The organism is Pantoea sp. 18069 (assembly GCF_902706035.1).
Classification (GTDB): Bacteria; Pseudomonadota; Gammaproteobacteria; order Burkholderiales; family Burkholderiaceae_C; genus Comamonas.
Genome location: NZ_CACSJA010000034.1, coordinates 12602 through 25813, shown reverse-complemented (window position 1 = coordinate 25813; position 13212 = coordinate 12602). Strand labels below are relative to the sequence as shown.

General features: G+C 59.4%; 10 protein-coding genes and 2 pseudogenes. 6 read left to right on the top strand and 6 right to left on the bottom strand.

Annotation, left to right across the window (positions count from 1 at the left end; all coding sequences use genetic code 11):
- Window positions 1-105: 105 nt before the first annotated feature.
- Window positions 106-2934 (top strand): EAL domain-containing protein, encoded by a 2829-nt coding sequence (locus GVL12_RS20805; RefSeq protein ID WP_159917474.1) that lies wholly within the window; start codon window positions 106-108, stop codon window positions 2932-2934.
- Here the strand turns inward: GVL12_RS20805 and GVL12_RS20800 are convergent.
- The 4 genes from GVL12_RS20800 to GVL12_RS20785 form a co-directional block, all read right to left on the bottom strand.
- Window positions 2892-3782, bottom strand: a complete 891-nt coding sequence (locus tag GVL12_RS20800; RefSeq protein WP_159917473.1) for an alpha/beta fold hydrolase — start codon at window positions 3780-3782, stop codon at window positions 2892-2894. The genes GVL12_RS20805 and GVL12_RS20800 overlap by 43 nt on opposite strands.
- Window positions 3783-3799: 17 nt before the next feature.
- The gene (locus tag GVL12_RS20795; protein ID WP_159917472.1) at window positions 3800-5890 is read right to left on the bottom strand and encodes an acetate--CoA ligase family protein; all 2091 of its coding nucleotides are present in this window, start codon (window positions 5888-5890) and stop codon (window positions 3800-3802) included.
- A gap of 53 nt (window positions 5891-5943) precedes the next feature.
- Complete coding sequence (locus GVL12_RS20790) at window positions 5944-7098, bottom strand: acyl-CoA dehydrogenase family protein (RefSeq protein WP_159917471.1); 1155 nt, start codon at window positions 7096-7098, stop codon at window positions 5944-5946.
- Window positions 7099-7220: 122 nt separating this feature from the next.
- The gene (locus GVL12_RS20785; protein WP_159917470.1) at window positions 7221-7424 is read right to left on the bottom strand and encodes a hypothetical protein; all 204 of its coding nucleotides are present in this window, start codon (window positions 7422-7424) and stop codon (window positions 7221-7223) included.
- 251 nt (window positions 7425-7675) lie between these two features.
- On the opposite strand from GVL12_RS20785, the gene GVL12_RS20780 reads away from it, so the two are divergent.
- A complete protein-coding gene (locus GVL12_RS20780) occupies window positions 7676-8866 on the top strand; it encodes a hypothetical protein (protein ID WP_159917469.1) in 1191 nt (396 codons plus the stop codon).
- Window positions 8866-9852 carry a hypothetical protein gene (locus tag GVL12_RS20775; protein ID WP_159917468.1) on the top strand — a complete coding sequence of 329 codons (987 nt, stop codon included), beginning with the start codon at window positions 8866-8868 and terminating at the stop codon, window positions 9850-9852. The genes GVL12_RS20780 and GVL12_RS20775 overlap by 1 nt, the downstream gene beginning before the upstream one ends.
- A gap of 197 nt (window positions 9853-10049) precedes the next feature.
- Here GVL12_RS20775 and GVL12_RS27080 read toward each other — a convergent pair.
- A pseudogene (locus tag GVL12_RS27080) lies at window positions 10050-10382 on the bottom strand (LysR substrate-binding domain-containing protein); the annotation flags it as partial.
- Here GVL12_RS27080 and GVL12_RS27075 point away from each other — a divergent pair.
- Window positions 10355-10462: pseudogene (locus GVL12_RS27075) on the top strand (tripartite tricarboxylate transporter substrate-binding protein); the annotation flags it as partial. The pseudogenes GVL12_RS27080 and GVL12_RS27075 overlap by 28 nt on opposite strands.
- Window positions 10463-10518: 56 nt before the next feature.
- On the opposite strand, the gene GVL12_RS26680 reads toward GVL12_RS27075, so the two are convergent.
- The gene (locus GVL12_RS26680) at window positions 10519-10878 is read right to left on the bottom strand and encodes a transposase (protein ID WP_235033932.1); all 360 of its coding nucleotides are present in this window, start codon (window positions 10876-10878) and stop codon (window positions 10519-10521) included.
- A 422-nt stretch (window positions 10879-11300) separates the two neighbouring features.
- On the opposite strand from GVL12_RS26680, the gene GVL12_RS20755 reads away from it, so the two are divergent.
- Both GVL12_RS20755 and GVL12_RS20750 read left to right on the top strand, forming a co-directional pair.
- The gene (locus tag GVL12_RS20755) at window positions 11301-12740 is read left to right on the top strand and encodes an RNA-guided endonuclease TnpB family protein (protein ID WP_159917467.1); all 1440 of its coding nucleotides are present in this window, start codon (window positions 11301-11303) and stop codon (window positions 12738-12740) included.
- A 14-nt stretch (window positions 12741-12754) separates the two neighbouring features.
- Entirely contained in the window at window positions 12755-13195 is a 441-nt protein-coding gene (locus GVL12_RS20750) for an AMP-binding protein (protein WP_159917466.1), read from the top strand.
- Window positions 13196-13212: the final 17 nt, after the last annotated feature.

The following is a 13212-nucleotide window of genomic DNA, read 5'->3' as shown; positions in this document are numbered from 1 at the left end:
AAATGACGGACATATGGTGGATTCCCTTAACATGGAGCTTCACGGAAAACATTGGGCCATGCCGGGTGCCATGAAGCCATCGTCTGACCAGGGAGGATGCCCTCAGTGAAATCTCGCGCAGCAGCTTCCAGACACAGGGGGGCCGAAAAAAAGAATGACCGGGGGGATTTCTTCGAAACCCGTCCTGCTTTCAATGCCAAGGCGCTGGCTGTCGCGGTGTTCGCGGCATTGGTGGCGGCGCTTATTCCTGCGCTTTATTGGCTGTCAAGAAATCAGCTGGTCAATCAGGATCTGCGTTCGGCGATCACGCTCGAAAGCAGCCACATCAAATACCTGCTCGAAAATCAATTCAACAGCTTTGAATTGATCGCCCGAAGCGTCAAGGGATTTATCGATGGATCCGAAAATGTCACTTCGGACGAATTCAAGATTTTCGTGACATCCTTGAATCTGCACTCCATTTCCCCGGGTCTGCAAGGCGTCGGATTTGCCAGGCTGGTCACGGGAAAAAACGCTGAAGCACGCGCCAAGGCGCTGCTGCGTAGCGAGCAAGGCAGCAATTCCTACCAAATAAAACCCCTGGGGTCCAGGGCGGTGTATGCACCCATCATCTTCATGGAGCCCAGGGAGGGCAATGAGAAAACCATTGGATTTGATATTTTTTCCGTGGAGGAGGCCAGGAACTCCGCCAAGCTGGCCGGCGAGACCGGGGACCTGATCGCCTCGCAGAAATTGACGCTGGTGCAGGATGCGCCGGGCAAGAATGTGGCGGGATTCGTTCTTTACCTGGCCATCTACATGCCGGGCCGAATGGACATCGGCAGCGAGGAGATGGTGCGCGGCTGGGTAGACCTTCCGTTTCGCCTGGTCGATGTGTTCCAGCCCATCGCGAAAAACCTCGCACCGGGTTTGGAGCTGGCTTTCTACGAAAAGGAAGCCTTCGATGACGCGGCGATCGCCCATCGCTTTCTCAACGGCGCGATGCTCGAGGGCCGGCATCTCGAGGAAACCAGATTTTCGCGGGCAGATTACGTCGACTTCGGCGGGCGGAAATGGTATTTCAGGATCACGCCAACGCAAGCCTACGTCGCCAGGAACCAGACTTCGACCCACCACTGGATCGCTTCGACCGGCATTCTTCTGAGCTTTTCTCTGGGCGTCATCTTGTTTTTGCTGTTGACGTCGCGCGAGCGTGCCAAGGCACTGGCCGTTGAAATGACGGCCAACCTGCGCGGAATCACGGCGGACCTCAACGATACGCTCGATGCCATTCCCGATCTGTTGTTCGAGATGGATCTCGATGCCCGCTACCTCGCGGTCCGGACCAGCAACCAGGCCAGCCTGAACATGCCTGTGGACGACGTGCTGGACAAGACCGTCTGGGACGTGCTGCCGCCCAAGGCCGCGAAAATGCTGTACGACTCGATCCGGGAGGCGCACTTGATGGGGCGCAGTACCGGCAATCGCATCAAGATAGACGTTGGCGGCGACACGCGCTGCTTCGAGTTGTCCGTTGCGCGCAAGCAGCGCGTGGCTGGAATGCCGCCCAATTTCATTGTCTTGTCGCGCGATATCACCGAGCGAACGCGCGCCGAGCAGCAGGTCCATCAGCTGGCGTATTTCGATGTGTTGACCGGCCTGCCCAATCGCGGCAATTTCCTCGAGGTCGCTCCGCGACTGATAGAACAATGCAGCGCGCTCGACGGATTTGGTGCGGTGCTGATGATCGATATCGACAACCTGAAACTCATCAATGACCATTGGGGTCATCAATGCGGTGACGAGGTGCTCAAACACGTGGCGTCGCGGACCAGCCAGGCCATAGGCCCGCAACATATGGTGGCGAGATTCGGTGGCGATGAACTGGTCGTCGTCCTGAACCGGCTGGGCACGGATTTCGAGCTGGCCCGAAATGCGGCGGAGAGGATTTGCCAGCGCATTTTGCGCGAGATTTCCGCGCCCATGTCGTTTGCATCGCGCGAGCATTATGTTTCCGCGAGCATCGGTGTCGCATTCTTCGATGCCAGCAAGAAGTCCATGGATGAGATCGTCAGTGGTGCCGACTCCGCGATGTTCCACGCCAAGAACGATGGACGAAATACCTATAAATTCTTTGATCGGCAGTTGCAGAAAGTGATTGCCGAGCGTGTGGGGCTGGAGCACGATATGCGTGTCGGGCTGTACTCGGATGAGTTTTATCTGGTGTACCAGCCGCAGGTCGACATGCATGGCCGCGTCACAGGCGCCGAAGCGTTGTGCCGCTGGCGGCATCCGGAGAAGGGCCTGATCCCGCCTTCGGTATTCATTGATATCGCCGAGAAAAGCGGCTTCATTTTTCAGCTCGGACAATGGGTTCTGCAGCGTACCTGCGAGACCCTGCATGCCTGGAGCAAGGATGCGAAGCTGTCACAGCTGCGGCTGGCCGCGAATGTCAGCGCAAAGCAGTTTCACCATCCTGATTTTCTCGCGCAGACCATCGCCATCATCGAGTCGAGTCATATCAATCCGTTCATGCTCGAGCTGGAAATCACGGAAAGCATTTTCGCGCAGGATGCGGATGAAATTGCCGAAAAGATGGGAGCGCTCAAGTCCATGGGAGTCTACTTTTCTCTGGATGATTTTGGCACCGGCTACTCCTCGCTGAATTACCTCAAGCGCCTGCCGCTGGACCAGCTCAAGATCGATCAATCCTTCATTCGCGACGTGGTGACGAGCACCTTCGATGCATCGATTGTCGCGACGATTATTTCCCTGGGTGAAAGCCTGGGTCTGCAGGTGCTCGCGGAAGGCATTGAAACGAGCGCGCAGCATGAATCCCTGCTCGCGAAACGGTGCCGGCACTTTCAGGGCTACCTGTTTGCCAAGCCGCTTTCGGAGGCGGATTTTCTGGACTATGTGCAGCGCGAATCGAGTCCTGTGCCCGACGGCGAATGAATGCGGGGTAGCCAGCTGGCCAGCAGCGTGTTGATCGCATCGGACCGTTCATACTGCACCCAGTGGCCTGCGCCCGCAAGAATGGTCCAGTCGCGCGCGGGCTTGTGCTGGGCCAGCGTCTGCGCGGCTTCGGCTGGAACGGCGGTGACATCGTCCTCGCCCCAGACCATCAGCACCGGCTTGTCGAAGTCCTGCAATGCCTGCAGCAGCAGCGGGCTGCGCGAAATCGCCTTGCTGCGAAAGCGCGTGCGCTCGCAGGCGTGGCCATGCACGTACAGCGCGAGCGCATCGGCGGGGCCCGACAGCATGAAGGCCTCGACGTTCTGCTGCAGCGCCTGCCAGCGCGGCACACCTTCGTGGGCGCGCCAGTCGCGCAAGGGCGCTTTTTCGCGGCGTGCGCCGCCGTGGCCGCCGCAGCCGAGCAAGGCCAGGCGCTGCAGCCGGGGCAGGCGCGGCGCGAGCAGGCCGGCGACGGCGCCGCCAAACGAAAAGCCCGCGAGATGCATCCCACCTTCGGGCACGAGATGCTCCACGCCCAGACGCAGGCTTTCGATCAGCAGCTCCGTGCGTTCGGGCGCATGGGCGGCTTGGGCGAAGTCCGCAGAGTCGCCAAAGCCCGCAAGGTCGGGCACGATCACGCGGAACCGGGCTGACAGCGCTTCGATATTGCGTATCCAGTGCGTCCATGCGCCATGGCCGCCGTGGATCAGCAGCAGCGGCGTGCCTTCTCCCCAGATCCGCCAGCGCGTTTCGCAGCCGCCCAGCTGGAGCACATGGTGGGTTGCGCGGCTGTCGCACTCGGCGATCAGCGCGGCGGCGGCTTCGACTTCAGCGGGAGGAAAGTTCATCGCAGCAGGGCCTTCTCTCAGTGCTTGAGGATCAATGCATCCACGGCCATCACGCCCTGGCCTTCGGGCATGAGCATCAGCGGGTTGACTTCGGCTTCGCTGACCTGCAGTTCGGGCCGCAGCGCGAGCTGGGACAAGTTGGCGATGGCCTGGGCCAGGGCTTCCAGGTCGCCCCTGGCCTTGCCGCGCAGGCCCGACACCGTCTGCAGCATCTTGACTTCGCCTATCATCTCGCGCGCCGTCGCCACGCTCACGGGCGCCAGGCGTATGCTGCGGTCGCGCATGACTTCGGCCCAGATGCCGCCCGCGGCCAGCATGATGATGGGGCCCGCATCGGCGTCGACGCGGTAGCCGACCAGCACTTCGGTCAGGCCGCGGCGCATGGGCTGCACCAGCACCTGGTCGCAGGGGATTCCCGGTGCACGTTCGGCGAGGTTGCGCCGCAGCGTGGCAAACGCTTCGGCCAGCTGCTGCGCGTTCTGAATGCCCAGCACCACGCCGCCGACTTCGGTCTTGTGCGGAATCTGCGCCGAGCAGACCTTGGCGACCACGGGGTAGTCGAACGCCAGCGTGGCCGGCGGCGAGGCGATGTCGAACGTCGCCGCGGGCGCATGCGGCACGTCCAGCGTGTCGAGCAGCTCGTAGGCCTGGGCTTCGTTCAGCGCCGGGGCGGGCGTCTGGCCGTGGCCTGCCGGCGCGCGCACCGTGGCTGGTGTGCCCGGCATGCGGCGCGCGAACACCGAAGCGATTGCGTCGGCGCAGGCTTCGGGCGAACGGAAGCAGGGGATTTGCGCCTGCGTGAGCTGGGCCAGCGCCTCGGGCGCATCGGGCACCAGCATGGCCAGCAGCGGCTTGGCGTGGTGGGCGCTGTCCATGATGGGCTTGACGGCCAGGTCGGGGTTGAAGCGCGCCGACGATCCCACGACCGCCACGACCATGTCGAACTCGGGTGCCTCGAGCAGGATGTCGAGCGCCTTCTTCATGACTTCGTACTTGGTGCCGGCCAGCGTCAGGTCGAGCACGCGGCCCGCGCTGCCGGGGATGTTGGCCGCCTGGAGCTTGGCCAGCGTTGCGGCCGAGACCGGCTGCACCGTGACATCGCGAATGCCGAGCTGGTCGACCACCATCGCCGCGCCGCCGCCGGTCGTGGTCACCACGCCCACGCGCTTGCCGGTTTTTTGCGCCAGAGGGATCTTGCGTGCCAGCGGAAACACCTCGAACAGGGTTTCGAGCATTTCCACGCGCACCACGCCCAGGTCCTTGAGGAAAGCGTCGGCGATATCGTCTTCACCCGCCAGCGCGCCGGTGTGCGTCGCGGCCATTTCGGCGGCGGCGCTCGAGCGCCCCAGCTTGTAGGCGACCACGGGCTTGCCGCGTTTCGCGGCTTCGCGCGCAAACGCCTGGATCGCATCGCCATGGCGCAGGCTTTCGAGAAACAGCACATAGCCCTGGATCGCCGGGTCGTCGAGCGTGGCCGCGCAGATTTCGCCCACGCTCAGATCGACTTCGCTGCCTACCGACACCAGGCCCGCAAAGCCCACGCCCCGCGCCTTGCCGCGCGACACCAGCGCGCCAATCATGCTGCCGCTGTGCGAGGCGACAAACACATTGCCCCTGGGCATGTCGGGTTCGGCAAACGCCGCGTTGGCCGTGAGCATCAGGCCATTGCCCGGGTTCACGACGCCCAGGCTGCTCGGGCCCAGGATGCGTATGCCGGATTTCCGGGCGATGGCGCGCAGCGCGTCTTCACGCGCCACGCCTTCGGCACCCGACTCCGAAAAACCGCTGGCCAGGATGGTCACCAGCTTCACGCCCAGGTCAGCGCATTCCTGCACCGTGGGCACGACGGAGTCGGTGGGCGAGAGCACGAACACATGCTCTGGCACTTCGGGCAGAGCGGCCAGGCTGGGCCAGGCTTTCTCTCCCTGTACCTGCGCGCGGTTGGGGTTGATCGGATAGATCGTGCCCGCGAAGCCCGAGCGGCGCATGAACTGCAGCGGCCGCCCGCCGGTCTTCTTCACGTCATCGGAAGCGCCGACCAGCGCAATGCTCTTGGGATACAGCAGTGCCTGGCATATGGAGGCGGAGGAGGAAGAAGGCAAAGGCATGTCGGATTTCTTGTGGGGGATGGGAACGGCTGGGGCGGACGCTGCGTACATGTTCAGGCCTTTGCGGGGCGCTGGGAGAAAGTCCGGCCGAACACGCCCTCGGCGATGCGGTTCTTGAGCATCTCGATCGAGCCGCCGGCAATCATCCAGCCGCGGGTGCGGCGCACGCAGTACTCGACCAGCGCTTCCTGGCTGAAGCCCATGCCGCCCATGACCTGCATGGCCTCGTTCGACGCTTCCCAGCCCGCGAGATTACAGGCCAGCTTGGCCATGGCCGTGCTCTGCGCGCTAGGCAGGCCATGCTCGCCTTCGAGCGCCGCCTTGTAGAGTAGCAGTTGCGCCTGCTCCAGCTTCATCCACATCTCGGCGAACTTCCACTGCAAGCCCTGGAACTCGCACAGCTCGCGGCCGAACTGCTTGCGGATCAGCGCATGCTCGCGCGCCTGGTTGAACGCATAGCGGCCCAGGGCCAGCGCGCGCGCCGAATTGCCCAGACGCTCGACATTGAAGCCCGAAATCTGCTTCTTGAACCCGCCCGGGCCCAGCAGCAGATTGGCCTTGGGGATGCGGCAGTTCTCGAAGTACAGCTGCGACCATTGCTCGCCGTTCATGAAGCCCGATGGCGTGCCGACGACAAAGCCCGGCGTGCCTTTCTCGACCAGCACCGAACCGATGCCGCCGACGCCCGGGCCAAAGCGCACATAGACCAGAAACAGCTCGGCCTCGGGACTGTGGGTGGAGAACACCTTGGAGCCGTTGATCACATAGCTGTCGCCGTCTTCCACGGCACTGGTCTTGAGTTCGGTCGCGGCCGAACCCGCATCGGGCTCGCTCATGCCCAGAGAAATGAGCTTTTTTCCGGCGAGCAGGTCGGGCAGGAAACGCGCCTTCTGCTCCGGCGTCGCGTATTCGACAAACGTGCGGATGGGCCCGAAATTGCCGGCCTGAACGATGTCCGCGCTTTTCGGGCAGGCCAGCGCAATCTGCTGGATCGCGAGCACCGCATGCATCAGCGTACCGCCCTGGCCGCCGTCTTCTTCGGGAAACGCAATGCCCAGCAGACCCTGCTCGGCCAGCAACTGCGCAGTCTCCCAAGGGTAGTGCTTGGCATGGGCTCGTTCGAGCGCCCCGGGCGCAAGCTTGTCCTGGGCAAAACGGGCGACGCTATCGGCAAATGCCTGGTGTTCTTCGGAAAGTTCGAAATTCATGGTGTGACTGGCCTCTGGGTAGTTGGGCCAATGATGCGGGGAATTTCGGCTTTCAGTCCTTCCACTTGGTTGCTCAGAGATGAGGAAAAGTTATTTCACAACAGCACTGGGAAATGTCGCGTTCAGCCATGCTCCAGATCGCTGGGAAACGCTTCGTAGAAGTTGCGCAGGCGCTGCTGGCGCAGGGCCGCGCGGCGTGCGCCTTCGGCGGTCTGAAAGCCATCGGCCAGGCGCAAAAGTTTGGTCTGGAAGTGGTCGAGTGTGTAGCGGGTGTCGTCCAGCGGGCGCTGGCGGGCCCGCGGACCGGGAATGAATGCTTCTGTCAATGAATGAAAAAGAATTATCTGTTTCTTGCCCCGGATACGCATGAAATATTTGCAGACTAAATCGCCAGAGTGATCCATCCGCCGTGACATGGTCTTCTGGATGAATGCGGTGCTCCCGGAATTATCATGGAACCGTATCTGGTCACGCAGATCGCGGCATCGTCAAGGGACGGGTTGACATTATCTTCCATGTGTTCCGGTCGATGCCAGTTGTTTCTTGTCTGTGCTTTATGAGAGCAAAGGAGAACATCATGTATCAGATATCAGAATGTCCGTTGAGGCTTACAGCCTCCAATTTTCATAGCGATGCCCGCGGACGAGGCCGTGAGCAGTGCAGATTCCAGACGATTGGGCGTAAGCCTTTGGCGGGTAGCCCCGCATCGGCCTCCCTGGTTCCCCTTGTTCGTCGAAGTGTTGATTGCAACCCCGAAGCGACCAAAATTCTATTTGGAAAGGTTTTCTTGTCATTGCTCATGGTGTCTCCTGTCAGTGCGTACGCACTGGGTATGGGGGGTGTCGATTCAACTTCTGCATGGACTTATTCAGGTTGGGCCTGTAATCCTTCTGCCCCTGGATACCAAAATGAAGTCCAGGCCAGGCGTGACGATGGAGTGTTTCTGGGCAGAGTTATAGCAGATCGTTCTTCCAAGACCCCTGTCCCCGCCACATGTGCCAGTCCGCATCAGTTTCATGGCTTTCAACTGGACATTGAACGCAAGCCCGAATGGGTAGATGGTAAGGTCCACGAAGTCATCTTGTATTCCATTGATCACAACGGAAACTCCACTCCGCTCCGTACTTTTCCAGCAAATTTCTCAAGTGTTTCTGATGGTGTTAATCCCCCGAGAAATATTGGGGATATTGTTGGTCGTGATTTAAATTATGTGTCTCTAGGTTGGGCTGGGCATATAGGTGTGTGGGATGGGTCTTCTGTAATAGAAGTGCTTGATGAACGAGGTTATAATAAAGTTTATAAAAATAGCTGGGAGAACTTCAAGTCTCGCTCGAAAGCCTGGGATACTGTTCATCCGAAATATCCTGGGCATATGATAAAAACATGCTGGATTAATGATTGTGATGTAAATCAGAGTCGTTTCGCGGGGATGAAAGTTTCTGCGCAACAAGCTGTTGTCTACAGAGCTACTCAAGTCTATATGATAGGAGCGGACTACACCATAACAGCAGGATTTACTACTGCCGAACCAGTTATGAAAGACTACAACGATCCTAGGTGGAGAAGGAAGGCTATCAGGGGTAAGTATCGGTGCGATACATTTGTTTATGATGCATTTCGTGCGAGCACGGATATTGATAACGCCGGTATTTTTCCTTATCGAGAAATTTATGGAATGGACCATTCCTGGCGGAGTAAAGTTTCGAGTTTGTATGGCTTTACAACAATGCTTCCCTCCAAGGTAATGGAAAAAATTAGAAATTTCTGATGAAAAATCCTTTTTTTCTTTTGCTCTTTGCTTTGTTATGGGCGATAGCTCTTTGGGTGTATGTGGCCAGCGATCCCAATGAAGCGCCGCTTGCCGAAGGCCATCTGGCCTCGAAAGATAGCAATTCGGCGGCTCGTCGCGATGGCGCTGTTGCCCGTTTGCAGGAGCCTTTGGGCCAGAGAACGGAGAAGATTGAGTCTCTCATTCGTCAATTGGAGCATTCCACTCAAGATGAGATAGGGGCGGAGGAGAGAATCCGGATAGCCCGGGAACTCAATGAGGCGTATTTCGACTCTCGATCAGCGGATATTCAAAAGAAAATATCCGATGCTCTGACTCTATCGCTTTTGCATGAGAAGGATCTGCAGGTTGCAAGGGCAATTGCCTTGAGTCATTCGAGACTTTATTTCGATGAAAATACGCTGCCTAATCTGAGGGGTGCCTACGAGCGCAAGGTACTTTCTTTTGATGACTATTACGGAGAGCTGGCGCATCTCTATCCGGAAACGCCTCCCGACGTTAGGCGGGAGATCGTCAATGAAATTTCAAGGAGTCATAATAGATATGCGGTGGATATTGTTGCCGGGGGAATTGCCTATGAAGATGATATTCAGCTTTCGGCTCAGGAGGTGGCCGATTTTCAGGGTTTTTTGAACACCAATCAGCCCATATTTGGCGGTGCTGCAGACGCATTTGGTTATTTTGATGCGATTATGTATAGCCAGTGGCTGATTGCGGTTTCGCGTTTGCAGCATCAATCCGGTGGGGTCAGTGTGGAGCATTTCATGGGGCGCAAGCTGCTTGATCCAGCCACCGATCCAAGGGCATCGGTGGCATTTCTAATTAGCGGTTATGCAAAAAATCTTGATGAATCGCAGAAAGCAGAACTCCAGTGGAATGCAGTCCAAGCGAGGGCGCAGGAATTGATTCTTCGATATCCTAATTCTGCGGGGCTGCAGGAGATAGGCAAGGAAATGGCCCAATGAGAAATTTCGTTCTTCCGATTCGGCGGCATGCGATGTTCCATGGGTCTATTGCTATCTATATTTCTCACCACTGCAGGATTCGTATGGATCGTGAAATACGTGATGAAAGAAATATCGAACCGTAGGTATCGGGATTGGTGTTGTCCAACTGCACTTCCGCCGCGCCGCCAAAGATGGTGAACGCCCGGCTATTCAAGCTAATCCGAGGCCACCCATTCCGGCCATTTTCCGGGGCCATCGAATAGTTCGAGCAGGGTCGCCTTGACCTTTTGCACGGCGTTGCTCAGCAATGCCGTATCGCGCCAGCACAGCGACAGCTCGCGCGAGAACAGGCGGTGGTCGACCTTGGCCAGCTTGAGCTTGCGCTCATTGAGTTCGATATGCGCGGCGCTCCAGGGCAGGATAGTCACGCCCAGCTGCGCCATCACCGCCGCGAACAGCAAGGCCGTTGAACTGGCCTCGAAGCGGATTTCGCACGGCAGGCCAGCTTCGTGCAGGGGTGATGACGCATCTGGCCGGCGCTGCCTTTGCCCACGCGGCGGACATCGACATGCTGCATGTGCCGTATAAGGGCGGTGCGCCGTCGATCCAGGCGGTGGCCGCGGGCGACATGGACATGACCTTCGGCCCCCCCTTCTGTCATGCCCTTGGTCCAGGCCGGCAAGCTCAGGCCGCTGGCGGTGACCCCGGCCGAGCGCTCGCCGCTGTTTCCCGACCTGCCGGGCATGAACACCAAATCCGCGCATTCCCCCTGCCAGGCGAAGCGGCATCAAGGCAAAGCAGAATCGTTAGGAGGGGGTCTAGCGCAGACTGTCGGTTCTTGTAAAAGCCCCAGCCTTTGCCGCAGACTTGCGGGCATGTTCTTCTGTCCCCTGCGCGTTCACATAGGCCCGTAGCGCCTCCCACGCTCCCCACAAAGTAGGCCCGGTGCCAAAACAAGGGCTTGCTATAGAAATGCGCCAAATGTGCGGCAAAGCGATTTCTGGTGCGCCGGGCACTGGCTGTCTTGAGGTTGTTGATCAGCACCGAAATATCAGCTCAAGCACTTGGGGCGAGAGCGTCTTGTGCCGGTATTTCGTCACAAAAACGATGTGTAGCTCGATGTTAAAAACAGCGGGAGAGCTCAGAACGTGTTCACGAACTCTTCGCGCCGCGACAGCGCCTTGGCGGGATGGGATGCTAGGCGCAGTACCGCAGCAATAGCCCTGCTATTGCGAGGATCTGCAACGACGCAGACCGCCCGCCAAGGCACTGTCCCGAAGGGTTGGGACGAAATCGGGCGATTTCTTCGCGCTGCAGCTTGCTTGCACCCCGGTGCAAGCTGCGCCCCAGCGCTTCGAACTCATCCCGATTGCGTCCCAACGCGACGCGTTGAGATCGTGAACACGTTCTAAGGATTGTTACTTTTCATGCTGGCGCCTTACTGATTTCTCCACGAGCATGGCGACATGCAGATCGGCCATCGTTTTCGCTGCTATCCCACGCCTGCGCAGGCACAGATCCTGCTGCAATGGATAGGCTGCCAGCGTTTCATCTACAACGCCAAGGTGGGCGAAGACCGGTATTTCAGGCGTTTTGCACGCAAGTCCCTGGCACACACGGGTCAGTTCGCGCCCATCGATCAGCAGTACAGCCATTTCAAGACCGAGCTCACACCTTGGCTGTCCGAAGTGCCCAGCCAGATTCTGCGCAATGGCGCGGTGCTGTGGAAGCAGGCCTACAGCCGTTATTTCCGAAAACTCGGCGGCCGGCCCACGATGCACAAAAAACACGGCAGACAGGCTGTCTGGCTGACGTCCGAGCTGTTCGAGTTCAAGCCTGTCGTGGACAGGGCTACGGGAGAAATCACCGGCCACCAACTCTGCATAGGCACCAGAAAACATCCCGTGGGCGTGCTGGCATTCAAGGCGCACCGGGCCTACCAGCCTCCCGCTTCATTGCACATCAGCATCCATGCCGGCCAATGGCATGTCTCGTTCAATGGCGACGATGGCCTGATGGAGCCCAGCGACAAGGAAACCACGGCCTGGCTCAGGCAGTTCGATGCGCCAGAGCTGCTCGCCATGACCCTGGGGCTCGATCGTGGCGTGGCCCTGCCACTGGCGGGCAGCGACGGCCAGCAATTTTCCTTTTTGCCCGTCCAGGTCCAACGGCTGGCAGCGCAGGAAAAACACAGAAAGCGCTGGCAAAAGCGCCAGGCCCGCAGAACCAGGGGCTCCAGCAACTGGGTCAAGGCCAGGCGCAAGGTGGCGCGCTACCAGCGCTATGGCGCTGATGTGCGCCGGGAGTTGGCGCACCAGACCAGTCATGTCCTGGCGACAGACACGCGCTACAAGCTGTTTGTCTTTGAGGCGCTCAAGGTCAAGAACATGACCCAAAAGGCCAAGCCCCAACAGGACGCGCAAGGCCGTTGGCTGCGCAATGGGGCTGCGGCCAAGTCCGGGCTCAACAAAGCGATTCTGGCCTCTGCCTGGGGCCAGACCAAAGTGTTTTTGCAATACAAGGCGCGCCGCCAGGGCAAGCTGGTGATAGAAGTGCCGGCGTTTTATTCTTCGCAGGAATGCGGCGCTTGCGGCCACATTCACCAGGGCAACCGGGTTTCCCAATCCGGGTTTGTCTGTCAAAGCTGTGGACACACTGCACATGCCGACCACAACGCGGCAAGCGTCATCGCCTGGCGCGGGGTCAGGCAATTGCTGGCGGGCAAGAGTGCCGAAAAGGAGAAGAAGACCTGCCGGATCGCAAGACAGAAGGTAGGGGCGGAAGGCTCCGAACCGGGTGCTCAAATGCATCCTACGCTTGGTGAGACTGGGGTAAGTCGCCGGGGTGGCAACACGCCGGCGCACTGGTCTTTGACCCAAGAAACCCCCGCTATAACGCCTGTTTAGCGGTGGGAGTCTTCATGGGCTACTGGCGCAAGCCGGAAAAAACCGTCGAGGAGTTCACCGCCGATGGCTGGTTTCGCACCGGTGACCAGGGAACGCTCAGCAGCGACGGCTACCTGACCATCGTCGGCCGCGCCAAGGATCTGGTGATCTCGGGGGGCTACAACGTCTATCCCAAGGAGGTGGAAATGGCCATCGATGCCTTGCCTGGCGTGGGCGAGTCCGCCGTGATCGGCATTCCCGATCGGGATTTCGGCGAGGCCGTGACCGCCGTGGTCGTGCGCAAGGACGACGGCCCCACGGGCGAGCAGATCATCAAGGCCCTCAAGGGCCAGCTGGCCAACTACAAGGTTCCCAAGCATGTCCATTTCGTGCCCGAGCTGCCCCGCAACGCCATGGGCAAGGTGATGAAGAACGTATTGCGCGACACCTACGGAAAGCCGGTTGCCGTGGCCTGATGGCCCTGGCCGGCCGC